The following is an 18,669-nucleotide window of genomic DNA, read 5'->3' as shown; positions in this document are numbered from 1 at the left end:
ATGAGAGAGGAAAGGGCCGCAGTCGAGCGTCTCGCCAAGCTCCCAGCCACCGGCAGCAAAGCAGCCATGCCGCAACGACCCCATGAACCCGCCCGACCGGCCAGTGCCCACACGATGGACCACGCCACTACGCGCCGGCCGACCCCCTCGACGGCCACCCCCGATGTGCCCGACCGATCGTGGCACCGGTTCAGGGTGCGGTCTGCGGTCGCCTGGACGGCGTCCTCTCCGACAGGAGGTCGCGGAGCAGGGCGAGGCTGTGGTCGCGGAACTCGGCAAGACCGTGTTCGATGCCGTGCAGGACGTCCTCGGTCACGTCCGCGAGTTCCCAGAAGCGGAGCTTGCGCTCAAGGCGGTCGCTGAACGGGACCCCGCGCAACTCCTGGAGCCGCCGGATGAACCCGGGCCCCGTCTCGGACCACAGGTAGCACAGGTCGTAGTCAGGGTCGCCGATCGTGGTGTCGCCGAAGTCGATCAGGCCGGTGACATCCGTACCGGCCACGAGGAGGTGGTCCAGGCTGATGTCGGCGTGGGTCGAGATCGTTCGCGGAGCAGCCTGATCCTCAGCCTTGGCGCCACCCCCGAAACGCGAGGGAGGTGACGGTCGTGGCACTGCTCGACATCGTCCGTCCATGTGTCCGAGCGGGAGAGCGGTACGGGGGCCGGGGCATACCGCCCTTCCTCAGGTCACATCTCCCGGGCCTCATGCCCGCGACCACGTTCCCAGTGGGTTGCTCCGCTTGATCGGCATCCTTCCGGGGCGTCCCCTGGTCTCGGATGTCCGCCAAGCCCAATCAAGCCCAGAGGGGTAGTCCCGAGGTGCGCATGCCCCGAACCCCCACACCTCCATGAGCGCGCCCGTGAGCATGCTCGTCACATGGGCGTGTCGTACCTCCCTCGGGGTTTGCGACGCTCCTGTTTTCCGGGGGCGGCCAAGTGGACGAGGAACGACTGCGCGCCGGAGATACGGACACGTTGCAGGTGTATGGGGACGAGTCCGTGACGGATTCCGGTGGGCAGGTCCTCGAGGCCGGGGAGCAGGACCGTCGCTGTCGCGCCGGGCGCGAGGACGCGACGTAGCTCCGCCCACCAGAACGAGGTGGACGCGGCAAGCAGGCCGCCGGGGGAGACCTGCCCGCCCCAGGGCGGATTGTTCAGTATCCGGTCGATGCTGCCGTCCGGCAGCGGCAGGTGCCCGGCGTCGGCCCGCACGAAGCCGACGGGCAGCCCGGCCGCGTTCTCCTCGGACGCGCGCAGGGCGCTCACGTCCAGGTCGAAGCCGTACAGGCGGGCCCGCGGCTGCTGCCTCGCGGCCTCGGCCAGCAGTGTGCCCGCTCCGCAGGAGGGATCGACAACGGTGTGACCGGGGCGGATGTCGGCCATTCGCGCCATGGCGGCGGCCAGCGGAGGGTGCAGGCTTCCCGGGACGGATCGTTGTCTGTAGTCACGCCGGTGGAGTGGCCGGTCGGCGATCCGCAGCATCAGGGTGGCGTGCTCGCCGTCGAGGGTCACCCGCCATCCCGTGCAGTTCCGTGGAGGCCCCTCGCCCGCCCGGCGTGAGTGGTACCGGACCGCCAGCCGCCGGGCCAATGCGTGTCCGACAGTGTCCTCGACGTCGTAGCGGTTGAAGTTGCGCCTTCCCAAGAACGACGCCGACACCTCGACACCGGTGAGGGGGACCGGTCCGCCCCGGACTCGCCGTAGCAGTGAGTCGAGGTCGGCGAGGTCGGCGAGGCGTCCGAGGGTGGAGGCGCCCTGCTTGGCGACGCCGATGTCGGCGCACTGGGAGGCCAGGAGGAACACGTCGTCCGCGGTGCGAAGGGCGACGGCCCCCGACGCGGAGCGGTGGGTACGGAAATGGACCTCGCGATGCCCGATCTGGGTGATCAGGCCGAGGCCGAGCTGAAGGATTTCCGCGGCCACGGTCGGCTCCAGCCCGTGAACACACCGCGCCACCAGGCGCGCCGCCGTCACGAGACGGCGGCGGCGCTGGGACGCGGAGCGGTGAAAAAGATCGCGTGAACACGCATAGTGATCGTTCTTCTTCCACGTCAGCCCGGGACGGCGCTGCGCCGCCCCGCCTCGTCGGCGACGGGTCTGTCCTCGCTTCGCCGACGGCGGCTAGCGGAGGTGGAAGGAGAACGCGAAGTTCATGGTCACTGATCGTAGGGGTGCCGCGGTCCCGAACTCAAGCCGTTATCGGGAGAGGCAGCGCGATGACACCGGCTGTGCGGCGCGGACGAAAGGCGCGAAATCCCGCCTGCGCAGGCGGGTACGGCAAGGAAGATGGGCGCATGCGAACCCTCACCGCCGTGATCATCCTCGTGGCCGGCGTGAGCGCCGCGTGCGCCACCGCTGATCCGCCACGGCCGACCACCGCTGCTCCGCCGTCGAGGAGCGAGACCCCGACTTCGCCTTCCCCCGCTCCGTCGGGGAGCGTACGGTGCGCCGACGCGATCAGCGGGGAACCCGCTCCGCCCGATGGCTTCGAGATCATCGGCGGCGCCGTGGCCCTTCCGACGAACGTTGTCCGGACCGAGGCCCTGCAGGCGGCTACGGCGGAGCTGCCGGACGGAAGCAGGGGGTCGTTCGCCAAGCAGGGGCTTCTCGTACGGCGCGGGCACCATGTCGAGTTGACCGTGCCGGAGAATCTGACCGGCCGGGCCTGGATGATTTGGGGTCTCCCGGGGAAGCCAGGGGCGCGCGTGGTGGTGGGCCGGTGCGAGGCGAAGGACGAGTGGGCCGTCTTCGCGGGCGGATACCTGGTCCGCGACACCGGGTGCCTGCCGGTGCGGGTCCGGGTCGACGGCGGTCCTGTCCAGGAGGTGACCATCGGCGTGGGCGCCCCCTGCCCGGGACAGGGACCCCCTCCCCGGCCCTGATCGAGGGCATCGCCCGGCCCCCGCTCGCGTGCGCGTCGTCTCCCAAGGGGCTGGCCGTGACGACACTTCATCGTGGGTGACCGCCGGGCCGTACCTCTGCTCGCGTGGGCGTCGTCTCTCAGGCGGGCGGCCGTGACGACACGTCATCGTGGGCGACGGCCGGGCCGTACGTCATCCCGGCCGGTGGGAGCGGGGGACGACCAGGCCCGACTCGTACGCGGCGACGACCGCCTGGGTCCTGTCGCGGAGGGCGAGCTTGTTGAGCACGCGGCTCACGTGCGTCTTGACGGTCTCCTCGGTGACCGTCAACCTGGCCGCGATCTCCGGATTGGACAGGCCCTCGGCGATCAGTCGCAGGACCTGGGTCTCGCGGGGGGTGAGCGCGGCGAGCGCGGCCGTGGAGGCGGCGTCGGGTGTGGGGCGCAGCCGGGCGAACTCGTCGATGAGACGGCGGGTGACCGCCGGGGCGAGCAGCGCCTCACCGGCGGCGATGACGCGTACGGCGTCGAAGAGCCACTCGGCGGTGACGTCCTTGAGCAGGAACCCGCTGGCTCCGGCGCGCAGCGCGTCGTAGACGTACTCGTCCAGGTCGAAGGTCGTCAGGATGAGCACGCGCGGTCCACCGGCCGCCGAGCCGGCGAGGAGGCGGGTGGCCTCGATGCCGTCCATGCCCGGCATACGGACGTCCATGAGGACGACGTCGGGCGACAGTTCGCGGCAGAGCCGTACCGCCTCCCGGCCGTCGGCGGCGACCCCCACGACGGCGAAGTCCGGCTGGGTGCCGAGCAGCTCCGCGAAGCCGGTGCGGACCACCAGGTGGTCGTCGGCGACGACGATCCTGACCGCGGGGGACGGGGCCGTCATGCGGAGGCCTCGTTCGCGCCGGGCAGGCGCGCCTCGACGAGGAAGCCGCCGCCCGCGGCGGGTCCGGCGCGCAGCTCGCCGCCCACGGCCGCCGCGCGTTCGCGCATCCCGGCCAGTCCGTGACCGCCGCGAGGTGGCGCGACCGGGGACCCGGGGCCGTTGTCGCGGACGAGCAGCCGGAGGGAGTCGCCGGCGTAGTGCAGCTCCACGTCCACCGCGGCGCCGGGCGCGTGTCGCCGGGCGTTGGTGAGCGCCTCCTGGATGATGCGGTAGGCCGCCAGCTCCACGCCGGGGTCGAGCACGAGCGGAGTGCCGCGGAGGATGAGGCGGGTCCCCGTCCCGGAGGCGTCCCGGGACTCGTCGAGCAGCTCGTTGATCTCCCACAGGCGCAGGCCCGGCTGGGGCCTCCGGGGCGCCTTCCCTCCCTCCCGGCCAGACGTTTTCGCCTGTTCCTCCGCTTTCGTCCCCGCCGGAAAAGCCATCGAAGACGCCGTCGAAGACGCCGTCGAGGACAGCGCCGAGGACAGCGCCGAGGACACCGCCGAGGACACCGCCGACGGCACCACGGAAGACTCCGCCCCGGTCTCCGCCGGGGACTCCGTCGACGACCGCGTCACGAACTCCTGCGAGGGCTGAGCGGCGAACTGTGCCGCGGACTTCGCCGCGGGTTCCGGCGAGGGCTGTGCGGCGGGCTCCGCCGAGGTCCGGGCCGAGGGCGCCGACGACCGCGCCGGAGTCTCCGTCGCCGGCTCCGCGTCCTCGCGCAGCACGCCGAGGAGCCGCCGCATCTCGGTCAGCGCCGCCCGGGCGGTGTCGCCGATCGCCAACAGCCGCTCCGCACCCGCCGCAGGCATCCCGGGGGTGGCCAGCCGTGCGGTCTCCGCCTGTACGGCGATCATGGAGATGTGGTGGGCGACGACGTCGTGCAGCTCCCGTGCGATGCGGGCACGTTCGCCGCGCGCCACGTGCTCCAGGAGGCTGTCGGCGGCGACCTGCCGGACGGCCCTGCTCTCCATGGCCTCGCGGCGCGCCCGCCGCGCCACCCCGGCCAGCGCCGCCGCCGGCGCAAGTGAGGCGAGCAGGAGGATGAGCACGCGGGTCCCGCTCTCTCCCACGCCGGCCAGCGCCAGCACCGGGTACGGCGCGGCGAGGAGCAGGGCGAGGAGTACGGCCGGCGGCCGCGAACCGTCCCGCCCGAGCCGGTATCCGGCGACGAGCTGGGCGGCGGCGCCGGCCACCGTCAGCGTCTGGAAGGCCGTGAGCGACAGCACGGCCGACGCGGAGACGAGCACGGCGGACACGGCGGGCTGCGCCCACAGCAGGACGAGCGGCAGCGTCGTCGCCAGGCCGAGCAGGGCGAGCACCATCAGGTACCGCGCGCTGTCGGGGCCGGGCACGGGCGGCGCGCCCGCGCCGTGCCCGAGCCCCACCGGCACGCCGACCGCCTGGTCGAACGTGTGCGACCGGCGGGCACGCGTGACCGCCTCGATCGGTGCGACCAGCGCGAGCAGTGCGGCGGCCGCGACCGGCACACGGGGAGCCGCCGGAACCTTCCGCCATCTCGCGGTCCATCCGCCGCGCCGGGCGTCCGCTGCGTTCACGACGGTCATTGTCGCGGCCGTGCGGCGTTCCGGCATCCCTCACGTGAGGGATAGGACGTCCCTTGTGTGGGTGACGGCGAAGATGGCTCGGGTTCGTGACGACGGTGACCGCGGCCGCTGCCTAGTCTGCCCGGCGTGGAAGCGACCATCGAAGTAACCGGATTACGCAAGCGGTTCGGCCGGACCACGGCACTGGACGGGATGACCTTCACCGCACGGCCGGGCCTGGTCACGGGTCTCGTCGGCCCGGACGGCGCGGGGAAGTCCACCGCCATGCGGGTGGTCCTCGGCCTCGACACGGCCGACGAGGGCACCGCGCTGGTCGGCGGGCGGCCGTACAGGAGCCTGCGGGACCCGCTGTGCCAGGTCGGGGCGCTGCTGGACGCCGACGCCCTGCATCCGAACAGGTCCGGCCGGAACCACCTGCTGTGGCTGGCCCGCTCGCACGGCCTGGGCGCGAGGCGGGTCGACGAGCTGATCGAACGGGTCGGTCTGGGGGACGCGGCCCGCCGGAGGGCGGGCGGCTACTCGCCGGGCGTGCGCGTGCGGCTCGGGATCGCGGCGGCGCTGATCGGCGACCCGCCGGTGCTCATGCTCGACGAGCCCTTCGACGGCCTCGATCCCGAAGGCGTGGACTGGCTCCGCGGCCTCCTGCGGTCCCTGGCGGAGGAAGGGCGGGCCGTACTCGTGTCCACTCCTCTGATGAGCGAGCTTCAGGGTGTGGCGGGCCATCTCGTGGTGGCCTGGAGGGGGCGGGTGGTCGCGGACACCGGCGTGGCCGAGCTGGTCGCGGACGCGTCCCGCGGCCGGGTCGCGCTGCGTACGACGGCGCGGCCGGAGGCGATGACGGCGCTCGCGGGCGCGGGCGCGGCGGTCGCGGTCACCGGCCGCGAGACGCTCACGGTCGCGGGCCTGGCGCCCGAGCGCGTCGTGGCGCTCCTCGACGCGGAGGGGGTGCCGTTCTCCGAGGTGGCGGCCCACCGCGCGACGCTGGAGGAGGCCTACATGGACCTCACCCGGGACGCGGTCGGCTTCGAGCCGGTCGCCGGCGGCGAGGAGTCGGCCCGATGACCGCCGCGACGCCGTACCGCTCGGTCCGGCCGCGCGGGCGGGACGGCTTCCTGCGGCTGCTGCGCGCGGAGTGGACGAAGTTCCGCACGGTCCGCGGCTGGGTGGCCGGCATGACGGCGGCGGCGCTGGTCACCGTGCTGGTCGGGCTGCTCCCCGCGGTGGGCGGCCACTCGTCGTGCGGCATGGGCGAAGTCGAGACCGCCTGCCCCGCCGACCCCGTCGGGCCGGGCGGCCAGGCGGTGAAGGACAGGTTCTCCTTCGTCCATCGGACGCTGACCGGCGACGGCGGCATCACGGTCCGCGTGACCTCGATGAGCGGCGTCATCACCTATCCGCCGCCGAACCACGACACCATCGTCCCCGGGCTCGTGCCCTGGGCCAAGGCGGGGATCATCGTCAAGGACGGCACCCGGCCGGGTTCGGCGTACGCGGCCGTGATGCTCACCGGCGCCCACGGGGTGCGGATGCAGCACGATTTCACCGAGGACGTCCCCGGTCGTCCCGGCGGCGTCTCGGCGGCGTCGCCGCGCTGGCTGCGCCTCGACCGCTCCGGCGACACGATCACCGGCTACGAGTCGGCCGACGGCACGCGCTGGACCGAGGTCGGTACGGCCCGCCTGGCCGGGCTGCCGGACACGGTGCGGATCGGGCTCTTCGTCACCTCGCCCGGCGACCTGACGGTGACGCCGGGGGAGATCGGGGGGAGCGGGGAGCAGGTCCGCTTCACCCAGGCGACCGCCGTCTTCGACAACGTCGGCGTACGCGGCACGACCGGCGGCGGCGCGTGGAGCAGCGAGGAGGTGGGAGCCGAGGACGGGATGACGGACTGGGAGCGTCACCACCGGCCGGCCGGGCTGGTCGAGTCCGGCGGCACCTTGACCGTGACCGGGTCCGGCGACATCGCGCCGTCCACCGAGGGGCAGGTCGTCGAGCGCGCGTTGACCGGAGCGACGGTGGCACTGATCGCGGTGATCGCGGTGGCGGCGATGTTCGTCACCGCCGAGTACCGGCGCGGCCTGATCCACACCACGCTGACGGCGAGCCCGCGGCGCGGGCGGGTGCCGGTGGCGAAGGCCCTCGTGATCGGCGCGGTCGCCTTCGCGACCGGGCTGGCCGCCGCGGCCGTCGCACTCCCGATCGGTACGAGGCTGCTCGCCGAGGGCGGCCCCGTGCTCCGGGTGTCCTCGCTCACCGAACTGCGTGTCATCGTCGGGACGGCCGCGCTGTTCGCGGTCGTCGCCGTCCTCGCCCTCGCTCTCGGCGCGCTGCTCCGGCGGGGCGTCGCGGCGATCGCCGCCGCGGTCGCGCTGATCGTCGTCCCGTACGTGCTCGCGACGGTCTCGGTGCTGCCCGACGAGGCGGCGCGCTGGTTGTTGCGCCTGACGCCGGCCGCCGGGTTCGCGATCCAGCAGAGCGTCCCGGAGTACGCGCACGTGCTCGGCCACTACGCCCCGTCCACCGGGTATCTCCCGCTGCCGCCGTGGGCCGGGTTCGCGGTCCTGTGCGGCTACGCCGGCGTGGCTCTCGCCCTGGCCGCCGTACGGTTCGGGCGCAGGGACGTCTGAGCCCGCCCTCGGGGCGCTCCCGCTTGGAGACGGCTACAGGAAGGAACGGGGCGGCTCGTGGCGTTCGCCAATGGCCGGGTCCGGTCTTCGCTGGTTTCCTGGAACCGCACCAAATGTCGTCACCCAAGGTAAAGAGGGGGGCCGGTGGCCGTCGAGCAACGCGGCATCGAGCTGGTTTCGCCGCAGGAGAGGTACGGCAGGCCCCGCGACCTGCTCTTCCTGTGGTCGGGGACCACGCTCGGCATCTTCACCCTGGTCTACGGCACGGTCGTCGTGTCGCTCGGTCTGAGCTTCCCGCAGGCGGTGGCGGCGATCGTCATCGGCAACCTGCTGGCCTTCCCGCTGGTCGGCCTGACCAGCCTCCAGGGCCCCGCGGTGGGCACGTCCACCATGGCCGTGTCCCGCGCCGCGTACGGTCCCCGGGGCGCGCGGGCGCTGGGCCTGTTCGGCTGGATCAACATGGTCGGGTTCGAGGCCGGCGGCATGGTGCTGATCACCTTCGCCGCGCTCGCGCTGCTGGACAAGGCGGGCGTCCACGACCAGGGCACCGGGCTCAAGGTGGCGGTCATCGTGGTCGCCGCGCTGATCCAGCTCGTGCTGCCGCTGGTCGGCCACGCCGCCGTCATGAAGGCCCAGAAGTACTTCACCTGGGTGTTCGTCGCCATGTTCGCGATCATGGCGGTGCTGGTCGGGCCCAAGGTCGACGTGGCGGCCGGCGGCGGCGCCGACTTCGCCACCTTCACGATCGCCGTGGCGCTGGTGATGTCCTGCGGCGGGCTCTCCTGGGCCCCGCTGGGCAGCGACTACTCGCGCTACCTCCCGGCGAACGCGAGCCGGCGGGCGGTGTTCCTCTCCGCCGCGCTCGGCGGCTTCGTGCCGTACGTGCTGCTGATGACGCTCGGCGCGGCGGTGGGCACGGTGGTGAAGGACGCGGGCGACCCGATCTCCGGTCTGCCGGGCGCGCTGCCCGGCTGGTTCACCGTGCCGTACCTGGTGCTGGCGATGGTGACGCTGTTCGCGGTGAACACCACCGACCTGTACTCGTCCGGGCTGAACCTGCAGGCCGCCGGGATCAACGTGAAGCGCTGGGTGGCCGTCGTCGCCGACCTGGTGATCTGCGTGGCGATCACGTACGTGGCCGTGATGTCCAACTCGTTCAACGAGCTGCTCAACGCGTTCCTCAACCTGCTGATCATCTGGCTGGCCCCGTGGGCGGGCGTCTACCTCTCCGACTGGCTGCGCCGCCGGGGACGCTACGACGGTCCGGCGCTGTTCGACGAGACCCCGGCGAGCCCGTACTGGGGCGCCGGAGGCGTTCGCTGGCCGGGCATCGTCGCCCAGGTCGCGGGCATGGCCGCCGCCGCACTGTGGATCAACTCGACCGCGTTCGTCGGCCCGATCTCGCAGGCGACCGGCGGCACGGACTTCAGCGTCTTCGCCGGGGTCATCGTGGCGGGCGTCGTCTACCTGGTGCTGGAGCGCGGCACCGCCCGCCGGCCCGCCGCGGTGCCCGCGGAGGCCGCGACCTGAGCCCCACGACCTGAGCCCCGGGGCGCACGAGTCCCCTCAGAGATCGACACCAGAGACACGAGAAAGGCACGCACACCTCATGCCCGACCGCCTCCTGCTCGACGTCGCCTACGGGCGGCGCCCCGCCGACCGCGTCATCACCGGCGGCACGCTCGTCAACGTGCTGACCGGCGAGACCTACCCCGCCGACGTCGCGATCAGCGGCACGCGGATCGCGGCGGTGGGGGACCTGCCGGAGGCGCTGCGCGGCCCCGACACCGAGATCATCGACGCCCGCGGCGGCTACCTCGTGCCCGGTCTGATCGACGGCCACCTGCACATCGAGTGCAGCAAGCTCTCGGTCACCAGCTTCGCCGACCTGGTGGTGCCGCTCGGCACGACGAGCGTCGTCTCCGGCCTCGACCAGATCCTCGTCGTCGACGGCCTGCCGGGTGTGCGGCGCTTCCTGGACGAGTCCAAGCGCACCGGCATGCGGATCTGGTGGGGCGCCCCGGCGAAGGCGCCGTACACGGTGCCGGAGTCCACGGTGGGCCACACCTTCGGGCCGGAGCAGCACGCCGAGGCGCACACGTGGCCCGAGTGCGTCGGCGTGTGGGAGACCGTCCAGGAGATGGTGGAGCACGGCGACCCCGCCGTGATGGAGGCGCTCGACCTGGCCGAGCGGCACCGGCTGCCGGTCTTCGGCTGCGCGCCGTTGTCCGACGCCCGCCGCATCGGCGGCCTGGCCGCCGCCGGGCTGCGGCTGGACCACGAGTCGTACTCGCACGAGGAGATGCTGGAGAAGCTCCGCCTCGGCATGTACGGGATCGTCCGCGAGTCGTCGGTGGCGCACTTCCTGGAGGAGAACATCCAGGTCGTCGCCAAGGTCGGCGCGCGGCGGGTGGCGTTCTGCACCGACGACGTCCACGCGGCCGACGTGCTGGCGGGCGGGCACATGGACAAGCTGGTCCGGATGGCCGTGAAGGCGGGCGTCGACCCGGTGACCGCCATCCAGATGGCCACGATCAACTGCGCGGAGATGTACCGGATCGACCACCTGGTCGGCAGCATCGCGCCGGGCCGCTTCGCGGACGTGCTGATCGTGGACTCGCTTCAGGACTTCCGCGTCCGCGAGGTCGTGGCCGGGGGCGCCCTGGTCGCCCGCGACGGCGCCATGATCACCCCGACCGCCGCGCCGGAGCGCGGCGAGGTACGGCCGCTGCCCGTCCGCGAGGTCACCGCCGACGACCTGGCGCTGCGCGCGCCCGAGGGCGCCTCGCGGGTGACCGTGCTGACCATGAACATGACGCCGGAGCAGGTGTTCGTGCGCAGGCGCCGCGACGTGACGCTGCCCGTCACCGGCGGCCTGGTCGAGCCCTCCGTGGCCGACGACGCCCTCCTGGTCACCGTGGTCGAGCGGTACGGCAAGACCGGCAACATGCCCGTCGCCATGGTCAGCGGCATGGGCCTGCGCAAGGGCGCGATCGCCACCAGCGCCGCCCCGGACGACAACAACATCATCTGCGTGGGCGCCTCGCGCGCCGACATGGCCGTCGCGATCAACGCGGTCGTCGCGGCGGGCGGCGGCCAGGCGGTCGTCGTGGACGGCGAGGTCGCCGCGCTGCTGCCGCTGCCGGTCGGCGGCATCGTCTCCGACCTGCCCGCGGCCGAGATGGCCGCCGCCGAGACCCGGCTCGACGACCTGGCCCGCGAACTGGGCTGCGGGCTCCCCGCGCCGCTGATGTACCTGTTCTTCCTCTCGATCACCGCGATCCCCGACTACGCGATCACCGACCTCGGTCTGGTCGACTGCGTGGCCCTGGACGTCATCGACCCGATCATCTCGGAGGCCTGACATGCCCGAGTCCATGAAGGACTTCATCGCCGGACTGCCCAAGTGCGAGCTGCACCTGCACATCGAGGGCACGCTCGAGCCCGAGCTGAAGTTCGAGCTGGCGAAGCGGAACGGTCTGGACCTCCCGTACGCCACGGTCGAGGAGATGCGCGCCGCGTACGACTTCGACGACCTGCCGTCGTTCCTCACGGTGTACTACGAGGGCATGAACGTGCTGCGCGCCGAGCCGGACTTCTACGACCTCGCGATGGCCTACCTGCGCAAGGCCGCCGCGCAGAACGTGCGGTACGCGGAGATCTTCTTCGACCCGCAGGCGCACACGTCGCGCGGCGTGCCGTTCGACGTCGTGATCCGCGGCCTGCGCCGGGCGCTGATCGACGCCGAGAACCAGCTCGGTGTCCGCGCCCAGCTCATCATGTGCTTCCTGCGCGACTTCCAGGCCGAGTACGCGATGGCGACCCTGCTGGAGTCGCTGCCGTACCGGGAGTGGATCGCGGGCGTCGGCCTGGACTCCGACGAGAAGGGCAACCCGCCGGCCAAGTTCGCCGCCGTGTTCGCCCGGGCCCGGGAGGAGGGCTACCTGCTGACCATGCACTGCGACGTGGACCAGGAGAACTCCACCGAGCACATCCGCCAGTGCGTCGAGGAGATCGGCGTCAACCGGATCGACCACGGCGTCAACTCCCTGGAGGACCCGAAGCTCGTCGAGGCCATCAAAGAGCGCGGCCTCGGCCTGACCGTGTGCCCGATCTCCAACGGGTACGTCACGGACTCGATGAAGGCGGACGCCATCCGCCGGATGCTCGACCTCGGCCTGCGCGTCACGATCAACTCCGACGATCCGGCGTACTTCGCCGGGTATGTGCAGGAGAACGTGGAGGCGGTGCAGCAGGCGCTGGAGCTGTCCCGCGAGGAGCTGGTCCGGCTGCAGCGCAACGCCTTCGAGATCACCTGGCTGCCCCGTCAGGTGAAGGACGCGTACCTGGCCGAGCTGGACGCCTACGCCGCCTCCTGAGAAACGACACTGAGAGACGGCGCAGAGAGACGGCGCAGAGAGACGGCGCAGAGAGACGGCGCAGAGAGCGGCGCCGGGACGCGGCGCTGAGAGACGCTCCGCTCTCCCCGGGTCTTCTCGCCGGACCGACCGCGGCCGGCGAGAAGACCGACCGGGTGCCCTCCTGCCGGACCCCGGGGGCGACGCTCTCGGCTCTTCCCCGCGCGTCGAGCCGGCCGGCCGCCGTGTCCGGCGCGGTCAGGTCCCGATCAGCTCTCGATCAGGGTGAAGGGGACGCTCGCCCGGACGACGCCGTTGACGACGATCTCCAGGAGCCGCGGTCCGGGAGGCTCGCTCCTGGTCGTGACCGGCCGGAACGAGTGGGATCTCGTCATCGTGAACGTCTGCCCGGAGTCGGTCGCCGTACGCTCGCCGAGATGGAAGATCCGCCGGGAGCCGTCGCGGCGTACCGCGTATTTGAGGACGAGCGGGCCCGGGGACCGGGCGGCGAGGGTGACGGTGAACCGCAGCAGCCCGCCCACGGCCACCTGCTCCGACTCCAGGACGAGCGCGTCGACGGATCCGCTGCCCGGAGTGGCTCCCACCAGGTGCAGCGCGCCCGGGTGGCCGGCGCGCAGCAGACCGCGCACCGCGTGGCGCAGCACCTTCTCGACGTGCGAGCCGCCTTCGGCGCGCCAGCGGCCGAGCAGCCCGAGCGCGGCGTCGGGATGGTCCTTGGAGAGGTCGTTGACGTGGTTGGCCACCGAGCGGCGCACGTACTCGCTGGGATCCTCGCGCAGCAGGTCGAGGATCGGCAGCGTCGGCCCCGGCTCCATCAGCCACCGCACGCGTGAGCCCCAGGGAAGCCGGGGGCGCGACCCCTCGGAGGCGAGCCGTCGCAGGTGCTCGTCGGCGGACTCGGCCCAGCCGTACATGATCTTCAAGGCGTCGTCCCGATGGCGGTCCAGGTAGGGCCGGACCGCGAACTCGGCGGTCGAATAGGGCGTCAGCGCGGCGAGCGTGGCCATCGCCTCGTCGAGATGGTCGAGCCCGTGCCCGGCCACGTAGTCGGTGGCGGGCCAGCCGCTCCACAGGTCGAGCCGGACCCGGTGCACCGACTCGCGCAGAATCTCGGCCGCCCGGGGGAACGGCAGTGCCAGTGCCTCGTGCAACGCCGACGAGACATGGCGGACACGGTCCTTGAGCTCCAGCTCGCCGAGCCCCGCGGTCGCCGCCGACACGAAGGGAACGCGCGGGAAGGGCGACCAGGACCTCGCCAGGCCGTCGGCGAGCGCTGCCACGGATTCCGCGTTGATCATCGCTTTCAATGGTTGGGCCACGGGCCGTACCTTGCCAGACGGCACCGACATTCCCTGCCCGTCGGCGACCTCCGGCTCCGACCCCGTGACCCGCCCCCTGACCCGCACCGTGCGCCGGGACGCCGTCCGCGAGGACGTCGAGCACTACTAGGCCGACGGACGCCAGGAGCTGCCCTCGCCCTTCTCCGCCTCGTACGCGGGGCGCGCGGTGACGGTGTCGTAGACGATGTGCAGCGCCTCGACGCGGCCGTCGTCGGCCAGCTCCAGGACGTCCACGCATTCGAAGTCGGCGGGCTGTCCCGACGGCAGCGTCCAGTCGAACTGGAACCAGACGGTGACGAGCCGGCCGCCGCTCGTCTTCGTGCCGTCGGCCACGCCGAGGAGGTTGAGCTTCGCCCGGCCGGTGTCCGCGAACAGCGCGGGATAGAACTCGGTGGCGGGGATGGGCCCGTACAGGGGCGAGTGCACGATCGCGCCGGGGCGGAACAGGGCCAGGACGGCGGGCAGGTCCCCGCGCGCCAGGCCGTCGAGGTAGGTTTCAGCGAGCTCGTTCGGCGTCATGCCGGTTCGGTCCTTTCTTCCGAGCTGTACGGTTCTGCACGGCTGTAAGGTTCTGCGCGGCTGTACGGTGCTGCGAGGTCGAGCGCGTCGAGGTCGAGGGTCAGCGCGGCGACCCCGGCGGGCAGGCGCAGGCGCCGCAGGACGGCGGGGTCGAGCTCGCCGGCCTCGCCGATCGGTGTCCCGCCCGCGACCAGGCGGGCCCAGCGCCCGCCGTGCCAGGGCCAGGAGGGCCCGGCGTCCGCCTGCCCGTCGCCTCCGCGGTCTTCGTGGTCTTCGGCGTCTCCGGCGTCTCCGGCGTCGGGCCGGAGGCGGACACCCCACTGCCGTCCCACCGCCTGGCCCGCGGCGACGGCGGCCGGCAGGTCACCGCCGGTCAGCGCCGCCGCGAGATGGTGGGGCTGGGCCGGGATCGCCGAGAGCAGCGCCGCGAGCTCCTCCGGACGGGGCGGCCCGCCGGTGGACGGTGACGGCGGCGGGCGCAGGCCCCCGGGCGGGTGGAGGAAGACCACTCCCTGCTCGAACAGCATCAGGTCGCCGGACGACCACCGTGCACGGGCCCGCAGGGCGGCGAGGACGCCGGGGAGCAGCGAGGTGCGCAGCGCGGAGGGCTGCCCGCCGAGAGGGTTGGCGACGCCGATCTGGGTGCGGCGCGGGTCCTCCCGGAGCAGGCCGAACGTGTCCCATTCCGCCGGATCCAGGAAGGGCGAGGTCAGGGTCTCGGTCCAGCCGGCGGCGACGAGCGCGTGCGCCGCGGCCTGGCGGCGCGCGAACGGTGAGACCGGCCCGGGGACGCGGCGGCTCGGGACCCGTCGCCGCAACTCCACCGGGGGAGGCCGGTCGTGCCCGAGGACGTCCCGCAGATCGCCGAGCCCGTGCCGCAGCATCAGGGTGCGCTCGACCCCGACGCCGAAGGCGAAGCCGGTGAAGCGGCGCGGATCGACTCCGCACGTGGCCAGCACGCGGGGATGGACCATGCCGCAGCCGGCCCACTCGATCCAGCCGTCCCCGCACAGGCCGCATCCCCCGCCCCGGCAGGCCGGACAGCGTACGTCCGCCTCCGCGGAGGGGTCGGTGTAGGCGAACCAGTGCGGGCGCGACCGGACCGGCGCGTCGGGGCCGAACATGGCGGCGGCCAGGCGCCCGAGCGCGGCGCGCAGGTCGTCCATGGTCAGCCCCTCGGCGACGGCCAGGACCTCGGCCTGGTGGAACACGGGGCTGTGCGTGGCGTCCGGAGGGTCGGGGCGGAAGACCCGCCCGACCGTGACCACGCGGAGCGGAGCGGTACGGCGCAGCATCTCCCGCACCTGGACCGGTGAGGTGTGCCCCCGGAGCACCAGGCCCGACGGGCCGTCGAGGCCCCGGATGGAGAAGGTGGCGTCGGGGGAGCGGCTGGGATGGTCGGCGGCCATGTTCAGCGCGTCGAAGTTCAGCCATTCGGCCTCGAGCTCGGGTCCCTCGGCGACGTGGTACCCCTCGCCGGCGAACAGGCTCACGATCTCCTCGGCCAGGGCCGCCACCGGGTCGCGGGCGGCGGCCGGACGGTCGGCCACCGGTCAGCGCCCTTCGACGGCCCAGGCGGCGATGCGCTCGTGGACGAGGTCCATCTGGTCCCAGGCCCGCCGGCAGATCGCCGCCAGCCGGGGGAACTCGGAGGGAGGCAGCGTGGCCAGCCGGTGGCGTCCGATCTCCCGGTGCTCGTCGTCCGCCGTGGCGTGCAGGGTGAAGAAGTCCTCCCCGGAGGCGTCCCGGCCGAAGCCGTCGGCGGCGGCCGCGCCGAACAGGTGGCCGCTGGTCTCGACGACCATGTGCACCAGGACGATCTTCTGCGCCTCGTCCAGCCCGTACATCTGGGCGACGAACCAGGTGCAGGCCGCCTCCAGCACCGGGTCGTCGACCTCCTCGGTGACGGCGTAGCGGTCGCGCAGGAGCCGGTCGTGGCCGTACTCGTCCCGCAGGTGCTCCTCGTACTCCTCCCGCAGGACGGGGTCGGCGCACACGGCCTGGCGGGCGAGCAGCATCCGCTGGAAGTGGCGCGACCAGACGTACAGCGCCGCGACGAAACGCGCGCGCGTCCGGGGGGCCTCCCGCAGCCGCCCGCTCCGCAGGAGCCCGAACAGGGCGTTGCCGGTGTGGCGCTCGGCCAGTGCGCCGTTGAGCGCCTCCAGCCCGGCGAGCGACTCCTGACCGCCGCGGCTCTCCGTGGCCGCCTCCACCGCGGCGGCGGCGCCGAAGGACACCCTGGGCGCGAGCTCGTCCTCGTACAGGCCGGCGCCGTCGAACTGCACCGACAGGCCGTGGAACTCCTGGCCCGGCTCGGTGCGGAACCCGTGGCGGCACCCCGGGGGCACGCAGACCACGTCGCCTTCGGCGAGCGCCCGCTCGTTGTCGCCCAGCAGCCGCACCGACCCCCGGCACACGAGGATCATGGAGCTGGTCGGGTGGGTGTGGACCGCCAGCTCCTCGCCGTCGCGCAGCCGTACCCACGCGAAGGACGGCCGTCCGGCCTCGGGCAGGAACGCCGACAGCGCCGGGTGCCGCCGGAAGTCGCGCTGCTGCCCGAGCCGGTGGACCCGTCCGTCCACGACGACCGAGGTGATCGGCCGGATCTGCGCGCGCGCCACGGTGGTCACGGTCGTGACGGCCTCCGCCGTCGCCAGTGTGGTCAAGACGATCCTTCCCTTTCGCTGACGTGGACGCCGCCCTCGGAGAGGACGGCGAGCAGCCGGTCGTTGTCGGCCGGTTCTCCGACCGAGATGCGCAGGCGGCCGCTCCACCCCATGGGGTCGGGCAGGACGGCCAGACCCGCGGCGCGCAGCCGGGCGGCGACCTCGGTCGCCGGCCGCCGCGTCCGCACGGTCACGAAACCCGCCGCCGAGCCGACCGGGCCGAGGCCGGGACAGCGGCGCAGCCCGGCCGCGAGCCGGTCGCGTTCCGCGACGAACAGCTCGACGCCGCGGCGCAGCCCGGCCGGATCGGCCAGCGCCTCGGCCGCCTGCTCCGTCACCGGGGACGGCAGGGCGAAGGGCAGGCAAGCGCGCCGCAGCGCGGACACCGCCCGCGGCTCCGCGAGCACCGCGCCCAGCCGCAACGCGGCCAGTCCGAGCGCCTTGGACATGGATCGGACGACGACGAGGTTCGGATGGCGGGGGACGAGATGGCGGTGGGACGGGCGGCCGGTGTATTCGACATACGCCTCGTCCACCACGACGAGGCCGTCGAAGGACGCCAGCAGCCGCTCGACCTCGCCGGGGCGCAGCGACGTCCCCACCGGGTTGCCCGGATCGCACAGGATCACCCCGGCGGCTCCCGACCGGGCCAGCGCCGAAACGTCGAGCCGGTCGTGGTCGTCGCCTGCGAGCGGCACCCGGATCCGCTCGATCCCGTGGATCGCGGCCAGCTCGTCGAAGAGGGCGAAGGTCGGCGGCGTGAGCGCCACCGCGTCCGCGCCCGGCTCGAAGAAGGTGCGGAACAGCAGGTCGAGCGCGTCGCCCGCGCCGCGGGTGAGCAGGATCGTCTCCGGACCCCAGCGCCAGGTGGGCGGCGGCCGCTCCCCGTCTGCCGGGGCGGCGCCTTCGAGGACGTCCAGGGCGGCGGCGTACAGGCGGGCCAGCCGGCGGTTCATGTTGTCGGGGTAGCGGCGGTGCGGGCCGGCGAACGGGTTCTCGTTGTCCCTGAGGTTCACCAGGCCCTCGTCCTCGGGGCGGGTCTCGAACAGGAACGAGGGGCGGAGCTCCCCGATCGCCCTCCGGGCGGGCCACCCGTCCCCCTCGGCCGTGGCCCGCCGCGTCCTGGACGCGACGGGCCACGGACCGGCAGGCCGGGCTGTCAACGGGCGGGCGCCGTCAGGCCGTGGACGGGGATGTCGGTGCTCGCCGACGTGTAGTAGTCCACGATCGTCGCGGCCCACACGTCGACCGGGACGCGGCCGTCGCCGGCCTCGTCCAGCCGCGTGAACAGCGTCACGCAGTTGGCCCGGTGGAACCCGAGAGCGGTCATGCAGGTGAGGAAGTCACCCAGCTCGATGAAGCCGTCGCCGTCCCGGTCGGCCAGGGCGGCGAGGGACTCCGCGTAGTCCGCGACCGTCTCCCTGGCCTCGACCGGCGCGCCCAGCCGGGCGATGTACTCGCTCGGGCTGATCCGGCCGTCGCCGTCGACGTCGAGGGCGTCGCGCAGGCCCTCCCAGTAGCGCCGGTGCCCGGCGAAGACCGCCCGGCCCTTCTGGGAGCCCGCCGGCTCGTCCATCGCCTCCAGCACGTCGGCGGCGAGCCGTTCGAAGTCCTCTCCCTCCAGGTAGCCGTTGCCGTCGGTGTCGAGCATCCGGAACCGGAACCGGAGCCGCTCCAGCACGCCCTCGCTCACCTCGGAGCCCTCGGACCGCGTGGATTCGTACGTCACAGTGACCTCCCGTCGCTTTACGCAATCAGGAAGATACATTGGGTGACGCCTTG

At 73.2% G+C, this 18,669-nt stretch carries 16 protein-coding genes; 6 read left to right on the top strand and 10 right to left on the bottom strand.

Annotated elements, in window-relative coordinates:
* Window positions 1–190: 190 nt before the first annotated feature.
* Complete coding sequence (locus tag AWQ70_RS04465; RefSeq protein ID WP_084516507.1) at window positions 191–634, bottom strand: phosphotransferase; 444 nt, start codon at window positions 632–634, stop codon at window positions 191–193.
* Window positions 635–873: 239 nt separating this feature from the next.
* Complete coding sequence (locus AWQ70_RS04460) at window positions 874–1,923, bottom strand: TRM11 family SAM-dependent methyltransferase (protein ID WP_218004410.1); 1,050 nt, start codon at window positions 1,921–1,923, stop codon at window positions 874–876.
* A gap of 371 nt (window positions 1,924–2,294) precedes the next feature.
* Here AWQ70_RS04460 and AWQ70_RS04455 point away from each other — a divergent pair, with 371 nt between their 5' ends.
* Window positions 2,295–2,882, top strand: a complete 588-nt coding sequence (locus AWQ70_RS04455; protein ID WP_067170584.1) for a hypothetical protein — start codon at window positions 2,295–2,297, stop codon at window positions 2,880–2,882.
* A gap of 171 nt (window positions 2,883–3,053) precedes the next feature.
* Here the strand turns inward: AWQ70_RS04455 and AWQ70_RS04450 are convergent, their stop codons facing one another.
* Together AWQ70_RS04450 and AWQ70_RS37320 are read right to left on the bottom strand one after the other, a co-directional pair.
* Window positions 3,054–3,746, bottom strand: coding sequence for a response regulator (locus AWQ70_RS04450; protein ID WP_067170581.1), 693 nt, complete (start codon window positions 3,744–3,746; stop codon window positions 3,054–3,056).
* On the bottom strand, window positions 3,743–5,347 hold the full coding sequence (locus AWQ70_RS37320) for a sensor histidine kinase (protein WP_245646723.1): 1,605 nt from the start codon (window positions 5,345–5,347) through the stop codon (window positions 3,743–3,745). The genes AWQ70_RS04450 and AWQ70_RS37320 overlap by 4 nt, the downstream gene beginning before the upstream one ends.
* A 135-nt stretch (window positions 5,348–5,482) precedes the next feature.
* Between AWQ70_RS37320 and AWQ70_RS04440 the strand changes: the two genes are divergently transcribed.
* From AWQ70_RS04440 to AWQ70_RS04420, 5 genes are all read left to right on the top strand, one after another.
* Window positions 5,483–6,418, top strand: a complete 936-nt coding sequence (locus AWQ70_RS04440) for an ABC transporter ATP-binding protein (RefSeq protein WP_067170578.1) — start codon at window positions 5,483–5,485, stop codon at window positions 6,416–6,418.
* Window positions 6,415–7,983, top strand: a complete 1,569-nt coding sequence (locus AWQ70_RS04435; protein ID WP_067170575.1) for a DUF1349 domain-containing protein — start codon at window positions 6,415–6,417, stop codon at window positions 7,981–7,983. The genes AWQ70_RS04440 and AWQ70_RS04435 overlap by 4 nt, the downstream gene beginning before the upstream one ends.
* A 144-nt stretch (window positions 7,984–8,127) precedes the next feature.
* A complete protein-coding gene (locus AWQ70_RS04430) occupies window positions 8,128–9,513 on the top strand; it encodes a purine-cytosine permease family protein (protein WP_067170572.1) in 1,386 nt (461 codons plus the stop codon).
* A 79-nt stretch (window positions 9,514–9,592) separates the two neighbouring features.
* Window positions 9,593–11,347, top strand: coding sequence for an adenine deaminase C-terminal domain-containing protein (locus tag AWQ70_RS04425; protein WP_067170568.1), 1,755 nt, complete (start codon window positions 9,593–9,595; stop codon window positions 11,345–11,347).
* A 13-nt stretch (window positions 11,348–11,360) separates the two neighbouring features.
* Window positions 11,361–12,362 (top strand): adenosine deaminase, encoded by a 1,002-nt coding sequence (locus tag AWQ70_RS04420; RefSeq protein WP_067170756.1) that lies wholly within the window; start codon window positions 11,361–11,363, stop codon window positions 12,360–12,362.
* Window positions 12,363–12,610: 248 nt separating this feature from the next.
* Here the strand turns inward: AWQ70_RS04420 and AWQ70_RS04415 are convergent, their stop codons facing one another.
* The 6 genes from AWQ70_RS04415 to AWQ70_RS04390 all read right to left on the bottom strand — a co-directional run bounded on the left by AWQ70_RS04415 (window position 12,611) and on the right by AWQ70_RS04390 (window position 18,616).
* Window positions 12,611–13,660 (bottom strand): YhaZ family DNA alkylation repair protein, encoded by a 1,050-nt coding sequence (locus AWQ70_RS04415; protein ID WP_084516505.1) that lies wholly within the window; start codon window positions 13,658–13,660, stop codon window positions 12,611–12,613.
* Window positions 13,661–13,807: 147 nt separating this feature from the next.
* Complete coding sequence (locus AWQ70_RS04410; protein ID WP_067170562.1) at window positions 13,808–14,221, bottom strand: nuclear transport factor 2 family protein; 414 nt, start codon at window positions 14,219–14,221, stop codon at window positions 13,808–13,810.
* Window positions 14,218–15,771 (bottom strand): tRNA ligase subunit PheS family protein, encoded by a 1,554-nt coding sequence (locus tag AWQ70_RS39750; protein ID WP_067170559.1) that lies wholly within the window; start codon window positions 15,769–15,771, stop codon window positions 14,218–14,220. Before AWQ70_RS39750 ends, AWQ70_RS04410 begins: the two co-directional genes overlap by 4 nt.
* A 3-nt stretch (window positions 15,772–15,774) precedes the next feature.
* Window positions 15,775–16,887 (bottom strand): cupin domain-containing protein, encoded by a 1,113-nt coding sequence (locus tag AWQ70_RS04400; protein WP_218004408.1) that lies wholly within the window; start codon window positions 16,885–16,887, stop codon window positions 15,775–15,777.
* Complete coding sequence (locus tag AWQ70_RS04395) at window positions 16,884–18,050, bottom strand: aminotransferase class I/II-fold pyridoxal phosphate-dependent enzyme (RefSeq protein WP_218004407.1); 1,167 nt, start codon at window positions 18,048–18,050, stop codon at window positions 16,884–16,886. The genes AWQ70_RS04400 and AWQ70_RS04395 overlap by 4 nt, the downstream gene beginning before the upstream one ends.
* Window positions 18,047–18,616 carry an EF-hand domain-containing protein gene (locus tag AWQ70_RS04390; RefSeq protein WP_169808616.1) on the bottom strand — a complete coding sequence of 190 codons (570 nt, stop codon included), beginning with the start codon at window positions 18,614–18,616 and terminating at the stop codon, window positions 18,047–18,049. Before AWQ70_RS04390 ends, AWQ70_RS04395 begins: the two co-directional genes overlap by 4 nt.
* Window positions 18,617–18,669 lie beyond the last annotated feature (53 nt).

It is taken from the genome of Microtetraspora niveoalba (assembly GCF_001570405.1).
Lineage (GTDB): Bacteria > Actinomycetota > Actinomycetes > Streptosporangiales > Streptosporangiaceae > Microtetraspora > Microtetraspora niveoalba.
This window is presented reverse-complemented; position numbering and strand designations above follow the sequence as displayed.

What these genes read in the sequence shown, in the direction of transcription:
- AWQ70_RS04435 (WP_067170575.1), top strand. Translation starts at nt 6,415, where the DNA reads ATGACCGCCGCGACGCCGTACCGCTCGGTCCGGCCGCGCGGGCGGGAC.
- AWQ70_RS04410 (WP_067170562.1), bottom strand. Translation starts at nt 14,221, where the DNA reads ATGACGCCGAACGAGCTCGCTGAAACCTACCTCGACGGCCTGGCGCGC.
- AWQ70_RS04455 (WP_067170584.1), top strand. Translation starts at nt 2,295, where the DNA reads ATGCGAACCCTCACCGCCGTGATCATCCTCGTGGCCGGCGTGAGCGCC.
- AWQ70_RS04415 (WP_084516505.1), bottom strand. Translation starts at nt 13,660, where the DNA reads ATGATCAACGCGGAATCCGTGGCAGCGCTCGCCGACGGCCTGGCGAGG.
- AWQ70_RS04420 (WP_067170756.1), top strand. Translation starts at nt 11,361, where the DNA reads ATGAAGGACTTCATCGCCGGACTGCCCAAGTGCGAGCTGCACCTGCAC.
- AWQ70_RS04450 (WP_067170581.1), bottom strand. Translation starts at nt 3,746, where the DNA reads ATGACGGCCCCGTCCCCCGCGGTCAGGATCGTCGTCGCCGACGACCAC.
- AWQ70_RS04465 (WP_084516507.1), bottom strand. Translation starts at nt 634, where the DNA reads ATGGACGGACGATGTCGAGCAGTGCCACGACCGTCACCTCCCTCGCGT.
- AWQ70_RS04425 (WP_067170568.1), top strand. Translation starts at nt 9,593, where the DNA reads ATGCCCGACCGCCTCCTGCTCGACGTCGCCTACGGGCGGCGCCCCGCC.